Below are 23,512 nucleotides of genomic sequence, written 5' to 3'. Positions count from 1 at the left end.
AGAAACATGCTCTGCTATCATATGGTTCAGACACTGCAAAGAGTGGAACCTTAAAAAGGTCTTGCAGAAACGGTTGAATTAACAGGAGGGATTCCATGTTTCAGGTAGAAAAGAGAGACGGAACGATTGCAGAGTTCCAGATGAAAAAGATTACCGATGCGATTGGAAAAGCATTCGGCGCAAAAGATATGCAGTTCAGCGATGACATGCTTCAGATGCTGGCACTGCGCGTAACAGCGGACTTTCAGTCCAAGATCAAAGACGGAAAAATTTCAGTGGAGGCAATTCAGGACAGCGTGGAGAACGTGCTGATCCAGTGCGGCTACGCAGAAGTGGCAAAAGCTTACATTCTGTACCGCAAGCAGAGGGAAAAAATCCGCAACATGAAATCGACGATCGTAGACTACAAAGAGATCGTGGACAGCTACGTAAAGGTAGAGGACTGGCGTGTCAAAGAGAACTCGACTGTAACGTATTCTGTCGGCGGTCTGATCTTAAGCAATTCCGGCGCGATCACAGCCAACTACTGGTTATCAGAGATTTATGATGACGAGATCGCCGAGGCACACCGCAACGCGGATATTCACATCCACGACCTGTCGATGCTGACCGGCTACTGTGCAGGATGGTCGTTAAAACAGCTCATCAAAGAAGGACTTGGCGGCATCAACGGAAAGATTACTTCTTCTCCGGCAAGACATCTTTCGGTTCTGTGCAACCAGATGGTCAACTTCCTCGGCATTATGCAGAACGAGTGGGCAGGTGCGCAGGCATTTTCTTCATTTGATACGTATCTGGCGCCGTTCGTCAAAGTGGACAACTTAAGCTACGGCGAAGTGAAGAAGTGCATCGAGGCGTTTATCTACGGCGTCAACACACCGAGCCGCTGGGGAAGCCAGGCACCGTTCTCCAACATCACACTCGACTGGACCGTACCGGATGACCTCGCGGAGCTTCCGGCGATCGTCGGCGGCAAGGAGATGGACTTCAAGTACAAAGACTGTAAAAAAGAGATGGATATGGTCAACAAAGCGTTCATCGAGACGATGATCGAGGGAGATGCCAACGGAAGAGGCTTCCAGTACCCGATCCCGACCTACTCCATCACATCCGATTTTGACTGGTCCGATACGGAGAATAACCGTCTGCTGTTCGAAATGACTGCAAAATACGGTACCCCGTACTTCTCCAACTACATCAACAGCGATATGAAACCAAGCGACGTGCGCTCCATGTGCTGCCGTCTCCGCCTGGATCTGCGTGAGCTTCGAAAGAAAACCGGCGGATTCTTCGGTTCCGGCGAGAGCACCGGATCGGTCGGCGTTGTCACCATCAATATGCCGCGTATCGCATATCAGTCCAAAGATGAGAAAGAGTTCTACCGCCGTCTCGATCATATGATGGATATTGCCGCACGTTCGTTAAAGACGAAACGTGAGGTCATTACCCGTCTCCTGGACGAGGGACTGTATCCATATACGAAACGGTACCTTGGAACGTTTGAGAACCACTTCTCAACCATCGGTCTGATCGGTATGAACGAGGCCGGCTTAAATGCCGCATGGCTCGGAAAGGGTCTGGAGGATCCGAAGACACAGCAGTTTACGAAAGAAGTTCTGAACCATATGAGAGAGCGTCTTTCTGATTACCAGGAGGAGTACGGCGATCTGTACAACCTTGAGGCAACTCCGGCGGAGTCGACCGCATACCGTCTGGCAAAACACGACCGTGCAAAATGGCCGGATATCAAGACCGCAGGCCATGAGGGAGATACCCCGTACTACACCAACAGCTCCCATCTGCCGGTGGACTATACCGAGGATATTTTCTCTGCGCTTGATATTCAGGATGATCTGCAGACGCTGTACACTTCGGGAACTGTATTCCATGCGTTCCTTGGCGAAAAACTGCCGGACTGGAAAGCAGCAGCTTCCCTTGTGCGGAAGATTGCAGAGAACTACAAACTGCCGTACTACACGCTGTCCCCGACGTATTCTGTTTGTGCGAACGACGGCTATCTCGCCGGCGAGCATTTTACATGTCCGATCTGTGGAAAAGAGGCAGAGGTTTACAGCCGTATCACGGGATATTACCGTCCGGTCAAGAACTGGAACGACGGAAAACGCCAGGAGTACAAGAACAGAACTGTATATGATATCATCCACTCCAAATCGCCGGAGCAGAAAATGAAATCGTACGGCGCAGCAGAGAAACTGGCAGAGCAGGCAGCTGGAAAAGAAGAGCCGAAAGCCGCTGCAGCAGCAGATAAAATCGAGGAAGACGGCATGTACCTGTTCACGACAAGCACCTGCCCGAACTGCAAAATGGCGAAAGAAATGCTCGCCGAGGAGCAGTATGAGGTGATCGACGCAGAGCGTCACCCGGATCTTGCCGCACAGTACGGCATCATGCAGGCACCGACTCTTCTCGTTGTGGAGGACGGCCAGGCGCAGAAGATTGTGAATGCTTCCAATATACAGAAATATGTGGATGAATATCTCTCCTAAATCTGTGCGCATATAGTTGCAGGAAAGAACAAACAGAGTTATAATAGGAAAAAGTGATACCCTCGCCCGGGCATCCCGGGTGGGGGTATTATTATGGCGCTGAGCACAGCAGAAATCGGCCCGGTGGACCGGTTTCACTTACAGAAGGGAGAAAAATTATGGGATACAGCCAGGACACAATCTGTGTACAGGGAGGATGGCAGCCGAAAAACGGTGAGCCGCGTGTACTTCCGATTTACCAGAGCACAACATTCAAATATGCAACCAGCGAGGAAATGGGAAAATTGTTCGATCTGGAGGAAGAGGGATATTTCTATTCCCGTCTGCAGAACCCGACGAACGACGTCGTAGCACAGAAAATCTGCGATCTGGAGGGCGGTGTGGCAGCCATGCTCACATCTTCCGGCCAGGCGGCAACGATGCTTGCTGTTACCAACATCTGTGAGGCAGGCGACCACGTTGTCTGCGCGGCAAAGGTTTACGGAGGAACCTCCAACCTGCTCGCCGTTACCTTAAAACGATTCGGCATCGAGACTACCCTCGTGGACCAGGATGCGCCGGCAGAGGAGCTGGAAAAAGCATTCCAGCCGAACACCAAAGCTGTCTTTGCCGAGACGATTTCCAACCCGGCAGGTGTTGTACTTGACATTGACAAGTTTGTTAAACTTGCACATGAGCACGGCGTTCCGATGATCTGCGACAACACCTTTGCAACCCCGATCAACTGCCGTCCGTTCGAGTTCGGTGTAGATATTGTCACCCATTCCACCACAAAATACATGGACGGCCATGCAATGGCGCTCGGCGGAGCGATTGTCGATTCCGGAAACTTCGACTGGGATGCGCATGCAGACAAATTCCCGGGCCTTACCACACCGGACGAATCGTACCACGGCGTGATTTATACGCAGAAATTCGGTAAAAAAGCGTATATCACAAAAGCAACCGCACAGCTGATGCGTGATATGGGAGCGTGCCAGTCCCCGCAGAATGCATTCCTGACGAATGTCGGTCTGGAGACCCTGCACCTGCGCGTGGAGCGTCACTGCAGAAATGCCGAGAAAGTGGCAGAGTTCCTGAAAAACCACCCGAAGGTAGCATGGGTTGAGTACGCAGGCCTTGCAGACAGCAAATACCATGCGCTGGCAGAAAAATACATGCCGAACGGAACCTGCGGCGTTCTCTGCTTCGGACCAAAGGGCGGAAGAGACGGCGCGATGCGCTTCACGAACGGCCTGAAAATGGTAGCAATTGTAACACACGTTGCCGATGCAAGAAGCTGCGTTCTGCACCCGGCAAGCCATACCCATCGCCAGCTGAACGATCAGCAGCTCATCGAAGCCGGTGTTCTGCCGGATCTGATCCGTCTGTCAGTCGGCATTGAGGATGTGAACGATATCATTGCAGACCTTGATCAGGCGCTTGCGAACGTATAAAGATACAAAAAACAGGATGTGAAAAGGAGCGTATTGGTAAAATGGAAGAAATGGCAGAGAAACGCGTAAAAGATTCTGAGACAGAGCAGTCGTATCTTCTGATGCACCGCCATATCAACGGCTATGGCCGTCTGTTCGGCGGCCAGCTGGTCGCGTGGATCGATGAGCTTGCCGGTCTGGTGGGACGCCGCCACTGCGGCCACGAAATCACCACCGCGTGCATCGACAATCTGAACTTCAAGCATCCTGCTTTTCTGAACGACACCGTCGTACTGGTCGGAAGAGTGACGTATGTCGGACGCACCTCAATGGAGGTGCGCGTCGACACGTACGTGGAAGAGCTTGCGACCGGCATTCGGAAAATGATCAACCGTGCCTACGTGGTGATGGTGGCCATCGACGAGAACGGCCGCGCACTTCCCGTCCCGGGCCTGATTCTGGAATCCCCGGAGCAGGAGGCCGAGTGGGAGGGCGGAAAACGCCGCTATGAACTGCGAAAAGAGCGTCACAGAGAGGGGTTCTAAGTTGACGTTCACCCGCACATTTGCAGAATCCACCGGAGCTGTCTTCGTGCATTCTGAAAATTTTATTTTAAGAAAATCCCGCCGTGTCCCTTGACAGGCGGGATTTTCCATGTTAAGGTAAAGGCAGTTATACGACTGACGGAAGTGGAAATGACCACAGGGAGTATAGCGTGAGAAGAGGCCGACCGTCTGGGCAGAAGAATGCTTGGGGGAGTGGGTCTGTTTTTTTATCCAAAAACAGAAAATCCCATTCCAGCCACCTTGAAAAGGAGATCAGAAGATGAAAAAAGTATCACTGGAACAGGAATTAAAAGGAAATGCATATCCAGGAAGAGGAATTGTGATCGGCAGATCCAAAGACGGCACAAAAGCCGTTGCCGGATACTTTATTATGGGCAGAAGCCAGAACAGCCGCAACCGTGTCTTTGTTGAGGAGGGTGAGGGAATCCGCACACAGGCGTTTGATCCGTCGAAGCTGGAAGATCCGAGCCTGATCATCTACGCACCGGTACGCGTTCTGGGAAATGATACGATCGTAACAAACGGAGACCAGACCGATACCGTATACGAAGGACTGGAGCAGGGAAAAACGTTTGAGGTATCCCTTAGAAGCAGAGAGTTTGAGCCGGATGCACCGAACTACACTCCTCGTATTTCCGGTGTGATGCACGTAGAGAACGGAACGTACGGCTACCAGATGTCGATCTTAAAGAGCAATAACGGCGATCCTTCCCAGTGCAACCGCTACACCTTCTCCTATGATAACTGTGTAGCAGGGGAAGGCCATTTCATCCACACCTACATGCACGACGGCAATCCGCTGCCAAGCTTTGAGGGTGAGCCAAAACTGGTCGAGATTCCGGATGACATCGATGCTTTCACCGAACTGCTCTGGAGCAGCTTAAACGAGGACAACAAGGTGTCCCTCTTCACACGCTATATCGACATTGCAACCGGCAAGTATGAGACAAGAATCGTGAATAAAAATAAATAAGAAATCGAGTGTTTTGCGAAAGGAGAAAATCATGAAAGAATTAGCGTTAAAATACGGATGCAACCCGAACCAGAAACCTTCCAGAATTTACATGGATGATGACAGAGATCTTCCGATCGAAGTATTAAGCGGCCGTCCGGGCTATATCAATTTTCTGGATGCCTTCAATGGCTGGCAGCTGGTACGTGAGCTGAAAGCAGCCACCGGTCTTCCGGCAGCAACTTCCTTCAAGCACGTTTCCCCGGCAGGTGCAGCCGTAGGTCTTCCGCTGGACGAGACCCTGCGTAAAATTTACTGGGTAGACGATATGGGAGAGCTTTCTCCGTTAGCATGCGCTTATGCAAGAGCCAGAGGCGCAGACCGTATGTCTTCTTTCGGCGACTTTATCGCACTTTCTGATGTCTGCGACAAAGACACCGCATCTCTGATCAAACGTGAGGTTTCTGACGGTGTCATCGCTCCGGGATTTACCGATGAAGCACTGGAAATCTTGAAAGCAAAGAAAAAAGGTAACTACTGCGTCATCAAAATCGACGAGAATTACCGTCCGGCTCCGCTCGAGCACAAACAGGTCTTCGGCATTACCTTTGAGCAGGGCCGCCAGGAGCTGCCGATCGACGATGAGCTGCTCTCCAACGTGGTAACCGAGAACAAAGAGATTCCGGAAGCAGCAAAACGCGATCTGAAGATTGCACTGATTACCTTAAAATATACCCAGTCCAACTCCGTATGCTTCGTCAAAGACGGTCAGGCCATCGGTGTCGGCGCAGGCCAGCAGTCCCGTGTGCACTGCACCCGTCTTGCCGGACAGAAAGCCGACAACTGGTTCCTGCGTCAGTGCCCGAAGGTGCTGGATCTGCAGTTCGTAGACGGCATCCGCCGCGCAGACCGTGACAATGCGATCGACGTTTACATCGGCGAGGAGTACATGGATGTTCTCGCAGACGGCGCATGGGAGAAGATCTTCAAAGTAAAACCGGAAGTCTTCACAAGAGAAGAGAAACGTGCATGGCTCGACCAGATGAAGGGCGTAACCTTAGGTTCCGATGCCTTCTTCCCGTTCAGCGACAACATCGAGCGCGCACACAAGAGCGGCGTCCAGTACATCGCAGAGCCGGGCGGATCGGTTCGTGATGACGCTGTCATCGAGTGCTGCAACAAGTACAACATGGCGATGGCATTTACAGGAATCCGTCTGTTCCATCACTAAAAAGAAATGCGTTTTATATTTATATAAGAAGAAAGAATCCGGTCTCTGGGCGGCCGGATTCTTTCTTTTTTTCGCACATGTATCATCAAAGAGAGAGTAGCACTTTCTGAAGAATAAAAAATAAGCAGGAAGAGGGCGGTACCGCCCTTTTTCTGTCGAAAACCCCTGTTCTTTTTCGGAAAAGTGTGATAAAATACCCCATGGGCGTATCTTTTGCCCGCTGCAAAAAGGAGGATGAGGAATATGCGGCAGATGGAATTTAAAATGGAGCGACAGGGACTTCTCGAGGAAGGCCAGGAAGTCAACGTGACAGAAAGCGCACTGCCTACCTCCTATTATTATACGATTACCCCGGCAGTGGCCATGAGCAGGAATTATCAAGCGTATGAGAGGCTGCAGTCCCGGAAGGGAATCGTAAAAGAAGTAAAAGAGACACCGAGAGGATTCTATACGGTAGTGGAGTTTGATGAAGATGAGCCGACCTGACGAGAACAAAAATGAGCACCCGGCGGTGCATCCGATTCCGCCGGTTTACCGCGCCGATTCCCGGATTCTGATTCTCGGCAGTTTTCCGTCCGTAAAATCCAGGGAGACCGGATTTTTTTACGGCCATCCGCAGAACCGTTTCTGGAAAGTGACGGCAGCCGTGTGCGGGGAAGAGGTGCCGCAGACCGTGGAGGAGAAGAAGGCGTTTCTGCTCCGGAATCATATCGCTGTCTGGGATGTGATCGCGTCCTGCGTCATCACAGGCTCGAGCGATGCGAGCATCCGCGATGTTGTGCCGAATCCGCTGCAGGACATTCTGGAATGCGCCGATATCCGGCAGATTTACTGCAACGGGGCGACCGCGTGGAAGTATTACCGGAAGTACCAGGAGAAGCAGCTGGGACGGGAAGCGGTTCGCCTTCCGTCGACGAGTCCCGCGAACGCCGCATGGTCTGTGGAGCGGCTGCTTGGCGAGTGGAGCCAGTGCGGAGAAGTCTTACGAAACGGAGAGTGACAGGATGAAAAAAGAGTACGAGACCGTCTGGGAGATTTTTAATGAGTGTGCCAATAATCAGATGCGGGACGTCTTTTTCGACGAGATCGAGACGGATGACCCGGAGGCGTATATCCGTCAGAAATTTCCGGACAAAAACTTAAAATATGAAAAAACGGTGGAAGCGGACGGATCTCTGGTCTTTGACATTGAGACCTCCGGCATCCGCCAGCGGTTTACGTTTACAGAAATCTGAATCGCGCAGAAAATACCAGAAAAGCGGAGAAAAAAACGATGAGTGAAGAAAAACACACGCATGTGCATGTGCTGGAAGACGGCACCGTGATCGAGCATTCCCACGATCACGCCCACGGGCACCATCATACAAATACAAAAGCAGTCTTAAACCGCCTCTCCCGCGCGATCGGACACATGGAGTCGATCAAGCGGATGGTAGAGGAAGGCCGGGACTGCACTGAGGTTCTGATCCAGCTGTCTGCCGTGAAGGCGGCCATTAACAATACAGGAAAAATTATCCTGGAGGATCACATTGAACATTGCATCGTCGATGCAGTCGAGCATGGGGACACAAAAGCGATTCAGGAGCTGAATAAGGCGATCGACCGCTTTGTCAAATAAGCAAGAAAAACAAGAAAAGAGGAAAGAAACATGGCAAAAGAATGCAGCAATTCGAGCTGTTCCAAAGAAAGCTGCGAAGGATGTCCAAGCAAAGCAGGACAGGGTAAACCGGATTTTCATATTGATCTGAATGCCGATTCTTCGATCAAACATGTCATTGGCGTTGTCAGCGGCAAGGGCGGTGTTGGTAAATCCATGGTAACCGCATCTCTGGCAAACCAGAAAGCAAAAGAGGGCTACAAGGTTGGTATCCTCGATGCCGATATCACAGGACCGTCCATCCCGAAAATGTATGGCCTGAAAGGACCTGCAAACGTAGATGACAAGGGCGTTTACCCGGCAGTTGCAGCAAACGGCGTAAAGGTAATGTCCATCAACCTCCTGCTTCCGGGCGAGGAAGAGCCGGTCATCTGGAGAGGACCTGTCATCGCAGGAACCGTAAAACAGTTCTGGACCGACGTCATCTGGGGCGACCTGGACTATCTCTTCGTCGACATGCCGCCAGGAACCGGTGATGTTCCGCTGACCGTTTTCCAGTCTCTTCCGGTAGACGGCGTAGTGATCGTATCTTCCCCGCAGGATCTGGTGCGCATGATCGTCATGAAAGCCTACAAGATGGCACAGATGATGAGCGTTCCGGTGCTCGGTATCGTAGAGAACTACAGCTACCTCGTATGTCCGGACTGCGGCAAAAAGCTGTCCATTTTCGGCGAAAGCCACATCGACGAGATCGCAGCCGAGATCGGCGTGCCGGTTCTCGGCAAAATGCCGATTCATCCGGAGTTTGCCGAGCTGGTGGACGAAGGAAGATTTGCAGAAGTGGATAACACCGATATTGCAAAGATCAACATCTAATCATTAAATATAGAAGCAAGTAATGGCATGAAAAACTCGTTTTTCCTTGATTTTACAAGGAAAAGCGGGTTTTTTTGACAAGATTTTTACGTTTCTTTTGGCAAAAACTATTTTATTTTAAACGGATTTTGTGTAACCGGTTACACACGACTGCGCAAATGAGACAAAAAGCGACAAATATGAAGGGTTAATGAGAAAAACTTGCATAAAAAACATGCATAATATGGCAAAAACAAGGAAATAAATTCAATATTGACATTTAAAGAGAAAAAGTGCATAATCTACCTCAACGATAGGAAAACAAACAGCTATTGATTAAGAAAGAGGTGAATCGTATGTCACACTGCGTAGTAAGACTCAATGGAACTGAGGAAGTAGAGGAGTTTGTAAAAGCAGCTTCCAAATGTGATTTTGATATTGACATTTTTTACAACCGCGTTATTATTGATGCAAAATCCATTCTTGGCATCCTCAGCATGGATCTGAACCGTGATCTCACCGTACACTGCTATGGTGACAGTCCGGCATTCAATAAAACCCTGCAGAAATTTGCTGTAGCATAAATTTTATTAAGGGAAACGAAAAAAATTCAGCCTGCGCCGCCAGCGAGAGTAGAGACAGAATTTGCGCAGGGGACTTTCTGAAGAAAAACTAATCACACGAGACACATAACTTCAGAGAGAAAAAAGGAGACTGTTGCGGCAGTCTCCTTTTTTCTGTATAATGATAACTATTCAGAGCCATGCGAAATTCCAGAAAAGGACACGAATCATGCTTGCATGAATGAGCGTTCTTTTCTGGAATTTCATATGGCGAGAAGCCACATCGAGATGCAGCGCAGCGGAATCGAGATGGGGCTCTGAATAGTCTGGTTAGAAAAGGAGCGGGCTAGTGGAAGAGAAGAAGAAAGAGATCCGGATTTCCGTGCGGAATCTGGTGGAGTTTATTCTGCGCAGCGGGGATCTGGACAACTCGTCGGGCGGTTTTGGCGAGCGGGATGCTATGCAGGCGGGAACGCGGGTGCATCAGCAGATTCAGAAAAAACGGGGCGCCGATTACCATGCGGAGGTTCCGCTGGTTCACGAAAAAGAATATGAGCATTTCATCCTGCGCGTCGAGGGAAGAGCAGACGGCATGTACGAGGACGGAACCACGACCGTGATCGAGGAGATCAAGGGAACGTACCGTGACCTCGAAACGATGGAAGAGCCGGTTCCGGTACATCTGGCACAGGCGAAGTGCTACGCTTACATCTACGGCCTTCAGAACCGCAAAGAGGAGATGGGCGTGCTGATGACGTACACCCTGCTCTCCTCCGAGGAGGAAGGCCTTCTGCGCCCGCTCACCAAAGAAGAGGTAAAGCCGGAGCACTCTAACTGGCGCATCCGCCATTTTCTGCAGACGTACAAGCTCCCGGAACTGGAGCAGTGGTTCGATGAGCTACTCGACGCCTGGTTTATCTGGGCGGAATTCCAGTACCAGTGGCAGAAAGCGCGAGATGCCTCAATGCAGCACCTCGAATTCCCCTTCCCGTACCGGAAAGGCCAGCGGGAACTGGTGAGCGGCGTCTACCGTACCATTCTGCGGAAAAAAGAACTCTTCGTCCAGGCGCCGACCGGCATCGGAAAAACAATGTCCACGGTCTTTCCGGCCATCCGCGCGATCGGAGAGGGCTGCGGCGACCGTCTTTTTTATCTGACTGCGAAAACCATCACCCGTACCGTGGCAGAGGAGGCGGTCTCCATTCTAAAAGAGAAGGGACTGCAGTTCAAAGCAATCACGCTGACCGCAAAAGAAAAAATGTGCATCCTCGATGAGCCCGAATGCGATCCGATCCACTGCCCGCGTGCGAAAGGTCATTTTGACCGGATCAACGCGGCGGTGTACGAGATGCTGACGGAATGCGATTCCTACACAAGAGAGGAAGTCCTGCGCCAGGCGGAAAAATGGAACGTCTGCCCGCACGAGTTCCAGTTTGATGTGGCTTCGTGGGTGGACGGCGTGATCTGCGATTACAACTATGCGTTTGATCCGACATCGAAATTAAAACGCTTTTTCGCAGAAGGAACGAAGGGTGACTACATCTTTCTAATCGACGAGGCGCACAACCTGGTCGAGCGGGGCCGCGATATGTTCAGTGCCACGCTCGTCAAAGAGGAGATTTTAAAGGTCCGCCAGCTCCTCCGCCCGTATGCACCGGGCAAAAAGCTCGAGAAGGCGCTGAACCGCTGCAATCACCAGATGCTCGTCTACAAAAGAGAGTGCGATTCCTGCACGGAGCTGGAAAGCGTATCGACGTTTCTTATGATGGTCAATCAGCTGCTGGAAGAACTGGCGGGCTGGCTGGAAGCGCATAAGACAAGCGAAATCCGGAAGCAGGTTCTGGAATTTTACTTTAACTTGCGAAATTTTTCCGAGATTTACAATTTAGTGGATGAAAATTATCTGATCTACACGAGTTATCTCGATAACGGCGATTTTGCACTGCGCCTGTTCTGCGTCAACCCGGCGGAGAATCTGCAGCAGTGTATCAACCAGGGGCGGTCGGCCGTCTTCTTTTCCGCGACGCTGCTGCCGGTGCAGTATTATAAGAAGATGTTCAGCACGAATACGGACGATTACGCGATTTACGTGGAGTCCCCGTTTGATCCCACGAAGCGGTGTCTGGCGATCGGAAGCGAGGTCAGCACGAAGTATCAGCGGAGAAACCGCGCAGAGTTTGAGAAGATCGCCGCCTATCTGAACGAGATGATCCAGAGCCGGAAGGGCAACTATATGGCGTTCTTCCCGTCATACCGCCTGATGCAGGATGTCTATGCGGTCTATGAGGAACTGTATGCAGATGAAAACGTGACCTGCCTGATCCAGGAGTCGGCGATGCGGGAGCAGGAGAGAGAAGCGTTTCTGGAAGCGTTTGCGAAAGACAACGAGAAAACGCTGGTGGGATTCTGTATCATGGGAGGCATTTTCTCGGAGGGAATTGATCTGGACGGGGAAAAGCTGATCGGCGCGGCCGTTGTGGGAGCCGGAATCCCGCAGGTGGGGCCGGAGAGAGAACTTTTAAAGCAATATTTCGACCGCAGCGGAGAGAACGGTTTCGACTACGCGTACCGCTATCCCGGCATGAATAAAGTATTGCAGGCGGCAGGGCGCGTGATCCGTACGACGGAGGACACGGGTGTGATTCTGTTGCTCGACGAGCGGTTCCGAAACCGGGAGTACCGCGAGCTGTTCCCAAGAGAATGGGAGGACTGCCGGATTGTGCAGCGCAGCAGCCTCCCGGAGGTAATCCATTCGTTTTGGGAGAGGGTGGATTGTGAGAGCGGATCAAAAGCCGGGCAGCAGGAAATGAAATCTCGGTGCAGCGCTGAACGTTACGTGTGATCCGCACGGTTCCGGTATTCGCTCGGTGAGCAGCCCATCTGCTGCCGGAAAATTTTAGAAAAATAGGCAGGACTGGAAAATCCGGTCTGTTCCGCTACGGAAGTGATACTGGCCTGGCGCTCGAGAAGGAGCGGCAGGCTTTTTTCAATACGGTAATCGAGAAGATAGTCAAACAGGGATTCGTTCATGCATTTTTTGAAAAAACGGCAGCATTCACTGCGGCAGATGTGGATCTGTGCGGCGAGATCCTCGAGCGTCAGATGCTCCATATAATGGCGGTGGATGTAGTCGAGCAGAATGCGGAGCCGCTCAACATCACGCGCTGCCGCCGTGTTCTGGGATTCACCGGAAAACGATGCGTGGCGGTAAATCTCAATCCAGATCGACAGCAGAAGCTCCTGGATTTCCATCTCAAACGCGGACGGCTGTGAAAGCGAGAGGTCGTAGATGCGGTGCATACAGGCAAGTACCTGGTTCTGCCAGTCGATCCCCGGCGAAAAGACGATGGAGGCGAGCTGCATATCCGTCAGCACCGGTTCGACGTAGCGCGTCTGGATCACACTGTTTGAAAAACCATAGAGAAAGCGCGGGGCGAACGTGGTTGAAATATAGACGCAGTCCATCCCGTCGATCATGTGGCCGCTGTGAAGCGCATTCGTGTTGCAGAAAATGCCGTCCCCTTCTTTTAAGACATACGATTTGCCGTTGACCTGATATCCGATCTGCCCCGAGAGGACAAACGTCAGCTCAATTTCCGGGTGCCAGTGCCAGGAAAAGGAGCCGCGCTCGTAGCGGGAGAGCTGTTCGTAACTGATGTTGACAGGAAATTCATAGCTGCCGTGGGCCTTCAGCTCACGGTTTTCTTTATCCATGCGGATCTGCATGAAACGTACCTCCAATCCATAAAATCCATTAAAAATCATACGATAAGTAAAGTATGCGGCAAAAAGGGAAAAAAAACAAGAAAAAATCGAAGATCACCTCAATATAATTATCGTTTGCCCCAATATTGTTGTTGCAGATGGGCGTACGGCTCACTATAATGATACTTAAGAAGATAAGAAAAAACACACAAACACACAAACACACAATACACACACAACACACAAAACGAAACCATGAAAACAACACACCAAAAAGAAAAGGAGACAACAAAATGAAACAGCAGGTACTGGATTGTTTTGCAAAACTGTTCGGGGGAGAGGGCGACATCCGCACCTACTTCGCACCTGGACGTGTGAACCTGATCGGTGAGCACACCGATTACAACGGAGGCCACGTATTTCCATGCGCACTGACCATCGGAACCTACATGGCAGCAAGAAAACGTGACGACAGAAAGCTTCGTTTTTACTCTATGAACTTTGAAAAACTCGGCGTGGTAGAATCTTCTCTCGATGAATTCCTGATGGGAAAAGAAGGCAACTGGACCGCATATCCGAAGGGAATGATGTGGGCATTTTGCCAGAAGGGCTTCCCGGTAGAGCAGGGCTTCGATATCGTGCTCTACGGAAACATTCCGAACGGCTCCGGCCTTTCCTCTTCCGCATCCGTTGAGACCGTAACCGGCGTAATGCTGCGTGACATGTTCGGCTACGACACCATCTCCATGATCGACATCGCTCTGTACGGCCAGTTCTCCGAGAACAACTACAACGGCGTCAACTGCGGTATCATGGATCAGTTCGCCATCGCCATGGGCAAAAAGGACTGTGCGATCTTCCTTGACACCAGCGATCTGAAATATGAGTACGCACCGGTTAAACTGGAAGGCGCAAGAATTGTCATCTCCTGCAGCAACAAGAAACGCGGCCTTGGCGACTCCAAATACAACGAGCGCCGCAGCGAGTGCGAGACTGCTCTGGCTGAGATTCAGAAAGTCAAAGACATCAAGAGCCTTGGCGAGCTGACCGAGGAAGAGTTTGAGGCAGTGAAAGATGCCATCAAAGATCCGGTCCGCCAGAAACGTGCAAAACATGCTGTTTACGAGAACCAGAGAACCGTTCAGGCCGTTGCAGCTTTAAAGGCAAACGACATCGCAAAATTCGGCGAGCTGATGAACGCATCCCACGTTTCCCTGCGTGATGACTATGAGGTAACCGGCATCGAGCTGGATACTCTTGTGGAAGAAGCATGGAACTGCCCGGGTGTCATCGGATCCCGTATGACAGGCGCAGGCTTCGGCGGATGCACCGTCAGCATCGTAAAAACAGAAGATATTGACAACTTCATCGCAAAAGTAGGCGCAGCTTACAAAGAAAAAATCGGCTATGCCGCAGACTTCTATGTCGTAGACATCGGAGACGGCGCAGGCGTATTAAAATAAGAAATAAAAAAGCTGGATCGGCAGCAGGGAGGAAGCTACAGTGATTAACGAGAGTATTGCAAAACTGGTAAAATATGGAGAAAATGCCGGTCTTGTTTCGGGACTGGATAAAATCTATGCGACAAACCGGATTCTGGAAGTCATGCAGATTTCCGATTACGAAGAGCCGGAGCAGATTCCGGAGACCCCGGATCTGGAAGAGACTTTAAATGAACTGCTTGATGATGCAGCTAAGCGCGGTCTTCTCGAACACAACAGCGTCGTTTACCGCGATCTGTTCGATACGAAACTGATGGACTGCCTGATGCCGCGCCCGGGAGAGGTGGTAAAGAAGTTTGAGGAACTCTATGCGAAGAGCCCGCGGGAGGCAACCGATTACTTCTACAAACTGAGCCAGGATTCCAACTACATCCGCAGATACCGCATCGCAAAGGATATCCGCTGGAGCGTACCGAGTGCCTACGGCGATATCGATATCTCGATCAACCTCTCCAAACCGGAGAAGGACCCGAAGGCGATCGCGGCTGCAAAACTGGCAAAACAGAGCGGTTATCCGAAATGCCTGCTCTGCAAGGAGAATGTGGGCTATGCGGGACGCGTCAACCACCCGGCGCGCCAGAACCACCGCATCATTCCGCTGACGATCAATCAGACGGAGTGGGGATTCCAGTACTCGCCATATGTGTATTACAATGAGCACTGCATCGTGTTCAATTTCCAGCATAACCCGATGAAGATCGAGCGCGCGACCTTTGTGAAGCTGTTTGACTTTATCAAGCTGTTTCCGCACTACTTCATCGGTTCCAATGCGGATCTGCCGATCGTGGGAGGCTCCATTTTAAGCCACGATCATTATCAGGGCGGTCACTATACCTTCGCAATGGCGAAAGCGCCGATCGAGCGCCATTTTACCATCAAAGGATACGAGGATGTGGAAACCGGCATCGTCAAATGGCCGCTGTCCGTCATCCGGATCCGCCACAAAGATGAGAAACGGCTGATCGATCTGGCAGAGCATATCCTGAACTGCTGGAGAGGTTACACGGATGAGGATGCGTTTGTATTCGCCGAGACTGACGGAGAGCCGCACAACACGATCACGCCGATCGCAAGAAAAGTGGGCGATACGTTCGAACTCGATCTGGCACTGCGCAACAACATCACGACGGACGAATGCCCGCTCGGTGTTTACCATCCGCATGCACAGTATCATCACATCAAAAAAGAGAACATCGGCCTTATTGAGGTTATGGGACTTGCGATTCTGCCGGCGCGCTTAAAAGATGAGCTGGAAGAGCTTTCCAAATGCCTCGTAGAGGGAAAAGATGTCCGCGCTGTCGCAGAGCTGGAGAAACATGCCGACTGGGTAGACGAATTCCTGCCGCGCCATCCGGAGCTGAACAGCGAAAATGTGATGGATATCCTGAAAGAGGAAGTCGGAAAAGTCTTTGTCGGCGTACTCGAGGATGCCGGCGTTTACAAGTGCACCGAGGAAGGCAGAAGTGCATTTGCAAAATTCATGGAAACGTTGTAGAATAAACTAAATGTTTCAATTAACCCGCTGCGGCAAAAAACAGCAGCGAAGGAAAACATGGAGGATACCAAAATGAAAATCTTAGTTACTGGCGGTGCAGGCTATATTGGAAGCCACACCTGTGTGGAACTGCTGAACGCAGGCTATGACGTTGTTGTCATGGACAACCTTTACAATGCAAGCGAGAAAGCCATCGAGCGTGTAGAACAGATTACCGGAAAGAAAGTAACCTTCTACAAAACCGATATGCTGGACCGCGAAGGCGTAAAGAAAATTTTCGACAACGAGAAAATTGACGCTGTCATCCATTTCGCAGGCTTAAAAGCAGTCGGCGAGTCCGTACATAAACCGATTGAATATTATCACAACAACATGACCGGAACCCTGATTCTCTGCGATGAGATGAGAAACCACGGCGTAAAGAACATCATCTTCAGTTCTTCTGCAACCGTATACGGCAATCCGGCACAGATTCCGATCACCGAGGAGTGCCCGAAGGGAACCCCGACCAACCCATACGGCTGGACAAAAAGCATGCTCGAGCAGGTTCTGACCGACATCCACACCGCAGATCCAGAATGGAATGTTATCCTGCTTCGTTACTTCAACCCGATCGGAGCGCATAAGAGCGGCCTTATCGGAGAGGATCCGAAGGGCATCCCGAACAACCTGCTTCCGTATGTCGCACAGGTTGCCATCGGAAAACTCGAGTGCATCGGCGTTTTCGGTGATGACTACGATACTCCGGACGGAACTGGTGTCCGCGATTACATCCATGTTGTTGACCTGGCACGCGGCCATGTAAAAGCCATCCAGAAACTGGCTGACAACGAGGGCGTTTCCATTTACAACCTCGGAACCGGCAAAGGCTACAGCGTACTCGATGTGATCCACGCATTCGAGAAAGCATGCGGCCATCCGCTGAAATACGAAATCAAACCGCGCCGTGACGGTGATATCGCAACCTGCTACTCCAAATGCGACAAAGCAAAAGAGGAGCTTGGCTGGGAGGCTGAGTACGGCATCGAGGAGATGTGTGCCGATTCCTGGAACTGGCAGCAGAAGAATCCGAACGGATATAACGACTAATGTAATGTGAGTGTTATCTGGCGGCCCGCCGATACTTGAAAGAGTGTCGGCGGGCCGTTTTTGTATAGATAAATTCAGTCTTTTTTCACAAAGTCCGGCTTGCTAATTAAGAGGGAATCCGATATAATGTAAGAGTTAAAGTGTCCGTAAAAAAAGAGGGGCGGTTTGACATACAAGGAGGAAAAGCATGGACGATAGAAAAAATCAGAACCGGGAACCAGAAAACGGCTCCGGGGGAGGACCGAAAAACAGACAGACGATACTCATTATCCTGATCTGCCTCCTCGTCAGCCTGATGGTGATGGGACTTCTGAACAATGCCCTTGGGGGAATTACTTCCGAGGATCTTGACTATAGCAAATTCCTGGATATGGTAAACAACGATGAAGTGCAGGAAGTTGTCTTGAAATCGGGAACACTGACCGTAACGCCGAAAGACCAGAAATCGGAGGGAATCACCTATCAGGTAACGATGATGGGAGATGAGCAGGAGCTGGTCGATCTGTTACAGGAGAAAGGCATTACGTACCACAAAGATCCGCCGGATTCTACCGGAACGATCATTTACACATTGCTGACCGTCATTCTGCCGGTTGTGATGCTTGTCGCTGTCATGGTATGGGTGATGCGCAGCATGAACAAAGGCGGCGGAGTCATGGGCGTAGGAAAGAGCAGAGCAAAGGCCTACGTACAGAAAGAAACCGGCGTGACATTCCGCGATGTTGCGGGACAGGACGAGGCAAAAGAATCGCTCCAGGAGGTTGTGGATTTCCTGCATAACCCTGGAAAATACACGACAATCGGTGCAAAACTTCCGAAAGGAGCACTTCTTGTAGGCCCTCCTGGAACCGGAAAAACACTGCTTGCCAAAGCCGTAGCCGGTGAGGCGCACGTACCGTTTTTCTCGATGTCCGCTTCGGAATTTGTCGAGATGTTCGTCGGTGTCGGTGCATCGCGTGTGCGTGACCTGTTTGAGGAAGCAAAGAAAAACGCACCGTGCATCATCTTTATCGATGAGATCGATGCGATCGGAAAGAGCCGTGACAACAGCTACAACAGCAACGACGAGCGGGAGCAGACGTTAAACCAGCTCCTCGCCGAGATGGACGGATTCGACAGCTCCAAGGGTATTCTGATCCTTGCGGCCACAAACCGCCCGGAGGTTCTTGACCCGGCGCTGCTGCGTCCAGGCCGTTTTGACCGCCGGATTATCGTAGAAAGACCGGACCTGAAAGGCCGTGTGGAAATCCTGAAAGTACACGCCAAGAACGTATCGCTCGATGAGACGGTTGATCTCGACGGCATCGCACTTGCGACATCGGGAGCCGTTGGTTCTGATCTTGCAAATATGATCAACGAGGCAGCGATTCTTGCGGTCAAGAACGGAAGAAAAGCCGTTTCCCAGAAGGATCTTCTCGAGGCAGTCGAGGTTGTCCTCGTCGGAAAAGAGAAGAAGGACCGCATCTTAAGCCAGGAAGAGCGAAAGATCGTTTCCTACCACGAGGTAGGCCACGCACTTGTTACTGCACTGCAGAAGGATTCCGAGCCGGTACAGAAAATCACGATTGTGCCGCGTACGATGGGTGCGCTCGGCTACGTCATGCAGGTGCCGGAGGAGGAGAAATACCTCAACACGAAGAGCGAACTCGAGGCGATGATCGTCGAGTGCCTCGGTGGAAGAGCGGCAGAGGAGATCGTATTCGGCAACGTGACAACGGGAGCTTCGAATGATATCGAGAAAGCGACGAAGATTGTCCGCGCGATGATCACGCAGTACGGTATGTCGGAGAAATTCGGTCTGATCGGTCTTGCGACCCAGCAGAATCAGTACCTCGACGGAAGAATGGTCTTAAACTGCGGCGATGCCACAGCAACCGAAATCGACCACGAGGTCATGAAGATCTTGAAAGAGTCGTATGAGCAGGCAAAAGAACTTCTGGCAGCTAACCGCGATGCGATGGATGAAATCGCAGCTTACCTGATCCAGAAAGAGACGATCACCGGAAAAGAATTTATGGAGATTTTTCATCAGGTGATTGCAAAACGGAATGGAAACGCGGAAGAAGCGGTTGAAAATCCAGAAATATAAAAAGAAAGCGAAAAGGCCCGGCGGGAGCAGAGAAAACGATCTCTGCACGCTGGGCATTTTCAACATTACAGTCCCAAAAAGAGGAGGGTCATATGGCGTTTGATATCCAGGAAGAACTGAAAAAACTGCCGGGGAAACCCGGCGTCTATCTGATGCACGACGCGGACGATACAATTATCTACGTAGGAAAGGCGATTTCGCTGAAAAACCGTGTCCGCCAGTATTTCCAGACGAGCCGCAACAAAGGGCCGAAGATTGAGCGGATGGTCACGCATATCGCCCGTTTTGAGTATATTGTGACGGATTCCGAACTGGAGGCGCTCGTGCTGGAGTGCAACCTTATCAAAGAGCACCGTCCGAAATACAATACGATGCTGAAAGATGACAAGGCGTACCCGTACATTAAGGTGACCGTGAACGAGGATTTTCCACGCATTCTGTTTTCCCATCAGATGAAGAAGGACAAGGCGAAATATTTCGGCCCGTACACGAGCGCCGGAGCTGTGAAAGATACGATCGAACTGTTGCGGAAGCTGTACGATATCCGTTCCTGCAATAAGAGCCTGCCAAAGGAGATCGGCAAGGACCGCCCGTGTCTTTACTATCACATCCACCAGTGTAAGGCGCCGTGCCAGGGATACATTTCCAAAGAAGAGTACGGCGAGCAGATCAAAAAGGCGATCAGTTTTCTGAATGGAAATTACAATGACATGATCAAAGAGCTGACTGGAAAAATGACGGAGGCGGCTGAGGAGATGCGGTTCGAGCAGGCGGCGGAGTACCGTGATCTGATCGACAGCGTGCGCAGGATCGGCGAGCGGCAGAAGATTACGAACAGTGACGGCGAGGACAAGGATGTCATTGCGCTTGCGATGGACAAAGAGGATGCGGTGGCGCAGGTCTTCTTTATCCGGAACGGAAAGCTGATCGGGCGGGAGCATTATTATCTGCGGATCGGCGAGGAGGAGCAGAAAAGCGAGGTGCTGCTCACGTTTATGAAACAGTTCTATTCCGGCACGCCGTTCATCCCGCGGGAAATCATGATTTCCGAGGAGATTGCCGAGCAGGAGCTGATGGAAGAGTATTTAAGCAGCAAACGGGGCCAGAAGGTCCGCATCCGCGTGCCGAAAAAGGGCAGCAAGGAAAAAATGGTGGAACTGGCAGAGCGGAACGCACAGATCGTTCTCGACCAGGACCGCGAGCGGATCAAGCGGGAAGAGGGTCGGACGGTCGGTGCCGTAAAAGAGATCGCCAGATGGCTGAACCTGCCGTCGATCGACCGCATCGAGGCGTACGATATCTCCAATATCAGCGGTTTCCAGTCGGTCGGCTCGATGATCGTCTACGAGAAAGGAAAGCCAAAGCGCGCCGATTACCGAAAATTCAAGATCAAATCCGTCGAGGGACCGAACGATTACGCCAGTATGAAAGAGGTCTTAAGCCGCCGTTTTCTGCGCGGCATCCAGGAGGACAGCGGTTTCGAGCGGCTGCCGGACCTGATCATGATGGACGGCGGACGCGGCCAGGTTAACATTGCGCTTGAGGTGCTTGAAGAAATGGATCTTGCGATTCCGGTCTGCGGTATGGTAAAGGACGACAAGCACCGCACGAGGGGTCTGTATTTCCGAAACGTGGAAATCCCGATCGACCGGAACAGCGAGGGCTTCAAACTGATCACACGCGTGCAGGACGAGGCGCACCGCTTTGCAATCGAATACCACCGCCTGCTGCGGAGCAAAGGCCAGGTCCACTCGATTCTCGACGACATCCCGGGCATCGGGCCGACAAGAAGGAAAGAACTGATGCGCCACTTTCAGGGAATTGATGATATCAAGGCGGCAACCGTGGAAGAACTTTCCGGACTTCCGGGCATGAATAAAAAGGCAGCGGAGCAGGTTTACACATTCTTTCACGCACCTGCACAGGAGGAAAATGAGGATTCGTCAAAATAGTTAAATTTCTAGGTTGCCCGTGATGCTTTATTGTGCTAAAATCATAGAAGAGACGGATTTAAAAAGACGTCGAATGAAGTCGGAGGACAGGAAAATGAAAGAAATTGAAATGACCAAAATGGTGGAGGAAATGGATCTCCGCAACCTGACACCAGAGGTTGATATGACAGATCTTGTCATTGCCACACCGGATATCAACCGTCCTGCACTGCAGCTGACCGGTTACTATGAGCATTTTGCCAATGAGCGTGTGCAGATCATAGGTTATGTAGAGTTCACGTATCTGCAGCATCTTGAAGAGAGCGAGCGCGTCCGCGCGTTTGAAGAGTTTGTAAGCCGCAAGATCCCATGTGTCATTTTCACCACGAAGATGATTCCGGGACCGGAAATTCTGGAGCTGTGCAATCGTTATCAGGTACCGGCCTTTGCGGTAGACAAATCGACTTCCGTTTTCATGGCTGAAATCATCCGCTGGCTGAATGTCCAGCTTGCCCCGATGATCTCCATCCACGGCGTGCTGGTCGATGTATTCGGCGAGGGCGTTCTGATCATGGGCGAGAGCGGAATCGGAAAGAGCGAGGCTGCACTGGAGCTGATCAAACGAGGCCATCGTCTCGTCAGTGATGATGTGGTTGAAATCAGCCGTGTCAGCGACATTACGCTGGTCGGAACGGCACCGGATATCACGCGTCACTTTATCGAGCTGCGCGGTATCGGTATCATCGACGTCAAGACGCTGTTTGGTGTCGAGAGCGTAAAGGATACCCAGTCTATCGACCTTGTTATCAAGCTTGAAGAGTGGGACAAAGAGAAAGAATACGACCGTCTGGGCCTGGAAGAAGAGTATATTGAGTTCCTTGGAAACAAGGTTGTCTGCCATTCCCTTCCGATCCGTCCGGGCCGTAACCTGGCGATCATCGTAGAAACCGCTGCTGTCAACCACAGACAGAAGAAGATGGGCTACAATGCCGCACAGGAGCTGTACCGCCGTGTACAGGCTAACTTAGTGAAAAAAAGAGAGGAGAAGTAAGAAAATGGCAAACTATGTATTTGGAATCGATGTTGGGGGTACTTCAGTAAAATGCGGACTGTTCCAGACAGACGGAACTCTGTTGGAAAAATGGGAAATCCCGACCCGCACCGAAAACGGCGGAAGCGAAATTCTGCCGGATATCGCAAAAAGCGTAAAAGCAAAAATGGCTGAGAAGGGTATCGCAGCAGATGATGTTGCCGGTGTCGGCATTGACGTACCTGGCCCGGTTAATGACAAAGGTGAGCTTTCCATCGCAGTCAACCTGAACTGGGGATATAAAAATATCGTAAAAGAGCTTTCCGACGAACTCGGCGGAATGGCAGTAAAAGCAGCAAACGACGCAAACGCAGCAGCTCTCGGTGAGATGTGGGCAGGCGGCGGAAAGGGAAGCAAGAACCTGGTTATGGTTACCCTTGGAACCGGTGTCGGCGGCGGAATCATCGTGGACGGCAAGATCGTAGCAGGTGCTCACGGCGCAGGCGGCGAGGTTGGTCATGCATGTGTTGATCCGGAAGAAGAAGCGGTCTGCAACTGCGGAAACCACGGATGCCTCGAGCAGATGACATCTGCAACCGGTATCGTTCGTCTGGCAAAGAAATATCTGGCATCCCATGATACTCCGTCTTCTTTAAGAGAAAGAGGAGAGACCATCAGTGCAAAAGCTGTCTTTGATGCATTAAAAGAAGGCGATGCAGCAGCAGAAGCAATCGTTCAGGAGTTCTCCGAGTACCTCGGAAGAGCACTTGCAGTATTCGCATGCGTTGTTGACCCGGAAGTTATCGTAGTCGGCGGCGGTGTATCCAAAGCAGGCCAGATCCTGATCGACGGCGTAGCTAAATACTACCGTGAAGCAGCATTCATCGCATGCAAAGATACCCCGATCGTACTCGCTTCCCTTGGAAACGATGCTGGTATCTACGGCGCAGCAAAAATGCTGATTGACTAATTGATTCAGATGGAA

Annotated in this window: 20 protein-coding genes and 1 riboswitch; of the genes, 19 read left to right on the top strand and 1 reads right to left on the bottom strand. The window is 51.2% G+C overall.

Annotated features, from left to right (window positions below):
* Positions 1-95 precede the first annotated feature (95 nt).
* The 12 genes from DXD02_RS09290 (at position 96) to DXD02_RS09235 (ending at position 12,528) form a co-directional block, all read left to right on the top strand.
* Positions 96-2,507 (top strand): ribonucleoside triphosphate reductase, encoded by a 2,412-nt coding sequence (locus tag DXD02_RS09290; protein WP_055227013.1) that lies wholly within the window; start codon positions 96-98, stop codon positions 2,505-2,507.
* A gap of 158 nt (positions 2,508-2,665) precedes the next feature.
* The gene (locus DXD02_RS09285; RefSeq protein ID WP_022463108.1) at positions 2,666-3,943 is read left to right on the top strand and encodes an O-acetylhomoserine aminocarboxypropyltransferase/cysteine synthase family protein; all 1,278 of its coding nucleotides are present in this window, start codon (positions 2,666-2,668) and stop codon (positions 3,941-3,943) included.
* A gap of 41 nt (positions 3,944-3,984) precedes the next feature.
* The gene (locus DXD02_RS09280; RefSeq protein ID WP_117801938.1) at positions 3,985-4,467 is read left to right on the top strand and encodes an acyl-CoA thioesterase; all 483 of its coding nucleotides are present in this window, start codon (positions 3,985-3,987) and stop codon (positions 4,465-4,467) included.
* Positions 4,468-4,588: 121 nt separating this feature from the next.
* Positions 4,589-4,669, top strand: a riboswitch (ZMP/ZTP riboswitch).
* 78 nt (positions 4,670-4,747) lie between these two features.
* Positions 4,748-5,461: an IMP cyclohydrolase gene (locus DXD02_RS09275; RefSeq protein ID WP_022463110.1), complete on the top strand. Its 714-nt coding sequence runs from the start codon at positions 4,748-4,750 to the stop codon at positions 5,459-5,461.
* A 31-nt stretch (positions 5,462-5,492) separates the two neighbouring features.
* Positions 5,493-6,671 carry a phosphoribosylaminoimidazolecarboxamide formyltransferase gene (locus tag DXD02_RS09270; RefSeq protein WP_117760499.1) on the top strand — a complete coding sequence of 393 codons (1,179 nt, stop codon included), beginning with the start codon at positions 5,493-5,495 and terminating at the stop codon, positions 6,669-6,671.
* Between the two features lie 243 nt (positions 6,672-6,914).
* On the top strand, positions 6,915-7,157 hold the full coding sequence (locus tag DXD02_RS09265; protein WP_022463113.1) for a hypothetical protein: 243 nt from the start codon (positions 6,915-6,917) through the stop codon (positions 7,155-7,157).
* Positions 7,144-7,671, top strand: a complete 528-nt coding sequence (locus DXD02_RS09260) for a DNA-deoxyinosine glycosylase (protein WP_117801940.1) — start codon at positions 7,144-7,146, stop codon at positions 7,669-7,671. The genes DXD02_RS09265 and DXD02_RS09260 overlap by 14 nt, the downstream gene beginning before the upstream one ends.
* A gap of 4 nt (positions 7,672-7,675) precedes the next feature.
* Positions 7,676-7,906 (top strand): hypothetical protein, encoded by a 231-nt coding sequence (locus DXD02_RS09255; RefSeq protein ID WP_022463115.1) that lies wholly within the window; start codon positions 7,676-7,678, stop codon positions 7,904-7,906.
* Between the two features lie 38 nt (positions 7,907-7,944).
* Positions 7,945-8,289, top strand: a complete 345-nt coding sequence (locus DXD02_RS09250) for a metal-sensing transcriptional repressor (protein WP_055219739.1) — start codon at positions 7,945-7,947, stop codon at positions 8,287-8,289.
* 30 nt (positions 8,290-8,319) lie between these two features.
* Positions 8,320-9,144 carry an Mrp/NBP35 family ATP-binding protein gene (locus tag DXD02_RS09245; RefSeq protein ID WP_055219741.1) on the top strand — a complete coding sequence of 275 codons (825 nt, stop codon included), beginning with the start codon at positions 8,320-8,322 and terminating at the stop codon, positions 9,142-9,144.
* Positions 9,145-9,479: 335 nt separating this feature from the next.
* Positions 9,480-9,707, top strand: coding sequence for an HPr family phosphocarrier protein (locus DXD02_RS09240; RefSeq protein WP_022463118.1), 228 nt, complete (start codon positions 9,480-9,482; stop codon positions 9,705-9,707).
* 328 nt (positions 9,708-10,035) lie between these two features.
* A complete protein-coding gene (locus DXD02_RS09235; RefSeq protein WP_117509666.1) occupies positions 10,036-12,528 on the top strand; it encodes an ATP-dependent DNA helicase in 2,493 nt (830 codons plus the stop codon).
* Here the strand turns inward: DXD02_RS09235 and DXD02_RS09230 are convergent.
* Positions 12,519-13,412, bottom strand: a complete 894-nt coding sequence (locus DXD02_RS09230; RefSeq protein ID WP_158581218.1) for an AraC family transcriptional regulator — start codon at positions 13,410-13,412, stop codon at positions 12,519-12,521. The two genes, DXD02_RS09235 and DXD02_RS09230, sit on opposite strands and share 10 nt — an antisense overlap.
* 272 nt (positions 13,413-13,684) lie before the next feature.
* On the opposite strand from DXD02_RS09230, the gene DXD02_RS09225 reads away from it, so the two are divergent.
* The 7 genes from DXD02_RS09225 to DXD02_RS09195 all read left to right on the top strand — a co-directional run bounded on the left by DXD02_RS09225 (position 13,685) and on the right by DXD02_RS09195 (position 23,497).
* On the top strand, positions 13,685-14,854 hold the full coding sequence (locus DXD02_RS09225; protein WP_022463121.1) for a galactokinase: 1,170 nt from the start codon (positions 13,685-13,687) through the stop codon (positions 14,852-14,854).
* A 40-nt stretch (positions 14,855-14,894) separates the two neighbouring features.
* Positions 14,895-16,388: a UDP-glucose--hexose-1-phosphate uridylyltransferase gene (gene galT / locus DXD02_RS09220; protein ID WP_118666757.1), complete on the top strand. Its 1,494-nt coding sequence runs from the start codon at positions 14,895-14,897 to the stop codon at positions 16,386-16,388.
* A 72-nt stretch (positions 16,389-16,460) separates the two neighbouring features.
* On the top strand, positions 16,461-17,477 hold the full coding sequence (gene galE / locus DXD02_RS09215) for a UDP-glucose 4-epimerase GalE (RefSeq protein ID WP_022463123.1): 1,017 nt from the start codon (positions 16,461-16,463) through the stop codon (positions 17,475-17,477).
* A 187-nt stretch (positions 17,478-17,664) separates the two neighbouring features.
* Positions 17,665-19,566: an ATP-dependent zinc metalloprotease FtsH gene (gene ftsH, locus DXD02_RS09210; RefSeq protein WP_117804206.1), complete on the top strand. Its 1,902-nt coding sequence runs from the start codon at positions 17,665-17,667 to the stop codon at positions 19,564-19,566.
* A gap of 92 nt (positions 19,567-19,658) precedes the next feature.
* Positions 19,659-21,518, top strand: coding sequence for an excinuclease ABC subunit UvrC (gene uvrC / locus DXD02_RS09205; protein WP_117509664.1), 1,860 nt, complete (start codon positions 19,659-19,661; stop codon positions 21,516-21,518).
* 94 nt (positions 21,519-21,612) lie between these two features.
* Positions 21,613-22,548, top strand: a complete 936-nt coding sequence (hprK, locus tag DXD02_RS09200) for an HPr(Ser) kinase/phosphatase (RefSeq protein WP_022463126.1) — start codon at positions 21,613-21,615, stop codon at positions 22,546-22,548.
* A gap of 4 nt (positions 22,549-22,552) precedes the next feature.
* On the top strand, positions 22,553-23,497 hold the full coding sequence (locus tag DXD02_RS09195; protein WP_117804204.1) for an ROK family glucokinase: 945 nt from the start codon (positions 22,553-22,555) through the stop codon (positions 23,495-23,497).
* Positions 23,498-23,512 lie beyond the last annotated feature (15 nt).

Origin of the sequence: Blautia sp. TF10-30 (assembly GCF_003481245.1) — a bacterium.
Classification (GTDB): Bacteria; Bacillota; Clostridia; order Lachnospirales; family Lachnospiraceae; genus Fusicatenibacter; species Fusicatenibacter saccharivorans.
This window is presented reverse-complemented; position numbering and strand designations above follow the sequence as displayed.

What these genes read in the sequence shown, in the direction of transcription:
- DXD02_RS09255 (WP_022463115.1), top strand. Translation starts at nt 7,676, where the DNA reads ATGAAAAAAGAGTACGAGACCGTCTGGGAGATTTTTAATGAGTGTGCC.
- hprK (WP_022463126.1), top strand. Translation starts at nt 21,613, where the DNA reads ATGAAAGAAATTGAAATGACCAAAATGGTGGAGGAAATGGATCTCCGC.
- DXD02_RS09230 (WP_158581218.1), bottom strand. Translation starts at nt 13,412, where the DNA reads ATGCAGATCCGCATGGATAAAGAAAACCGTGAGCTGAAGGCCCACGGC.
- galE (WP_022463123.1), top strand. Translation starts at nt 16,461, where the DNA reads ATGAAAATCTTAGTTACTGGCGGTGCAGGCTATATTGGAAGCCACACC.
- DXD02_RS09280 (WP_117801938.1), top strand. Translation starts at nt 3,985, where the DNA reads ATGGAAGAAATGGCAGAGAAACGCGTAAAAGATTCTGAGACAGAGCAG.
- DXD02_RS09290 (WP_055227013.1), top strand. Translation starts at nt 96, where the DNA reads ATGTTTCAGGTAGAAAAGAGAGACGGAACGATTGCAGAGTTCCAGATG.
- DXD02_RS09260 (WP_117801940.1), top strand. Translation starts at nt 7,144, where the DNA reads ATGAGCCGACCTGACGAGAACAAAAATGAGCACCCGGCGGTGCATCCG.
- DXD02_RS09275 (WP_022463110.1), top strand. Translation starts at nt 4,748, where the DNA reads ATGAAAAAAGTATCACTGGAACAGGAATTAAAAGGAAATGCATATCCA.
- uvrC (WP_117509664.1), top strand. Translation starts at nt 19,659, where the DNA reads ATGGCGTTTGATATCCAGGAAGAACTGAAAAAACTGCCGGGGAAACCC.
- DXD02_RS09285 (WP_022463108.1), top strand. Translation starts at nt 2,666, where the DNA reads ATGGGATACAGCCAGGACACAATCTGTGTACAGGGAGGATGGCAGCCG.
- DXD02_RS09245 (WP_055219741.1), top strand. Translation starts at nt 8,320, where the DNA reads ATGGCAAAAGAATGCAGCAATTCGAGCTGTTCCAAAGAAAGCTGCGAA.
- ftsH (WP_117804206.1), top strand. Translation starts at nt 17,665, where the DNA reads ATGGACGATAGAAAAAATCAGAACCGGGAACCAGAAAACGGCTCCGGG.
- DXD02_RS09250 (WP_055219739.1), top strand. Translation starts at nt 7,945, where the DNA reads ATGAGTGAAGAAAAACACACGCATGTGCATGTGCTGGAAGACGGCACC.
- DXD02_RS09195 (WP_117804204.1), top strand. Translation starts at nt 22,553, where the DNA reads ATGGCAAACTATGTATTTGGAATCGATGTTGGGGGTACTTCAGTAAAA.
- DXD02_RS09240 (WP_022463118.1), top strand. Translation starts at nt 9,480, where the DNA reads ATGTCACACTGCGTAGTAAGACTCAATGGAACTGAGGAAGTAGAGGAG.
- DXD02_RS09265 (WP_022463113.1), top strand. Translation starts at nt 6,915, where the DNA reads ATGCGGCAGATGGAATTTAAAATGGAGCGACAGGGACTTCTCGAGGAA.
- DXD02_RS09225 (WP_022463121.1), top strand. Translation starts at nt 13,685, where the DNA reads ATGAAACAGCAGGTACTGGATTGTTTTGCAAAACTGTTCGGGGGAGAG.
- DXD02_RS09270 (WP_117760499.1), top strand. Translation starts at nt 5,493, where the DNA reads ATGAAAGAATTAGCGTTAAAATACGGATGCAACCCGAACCAGAAACCT.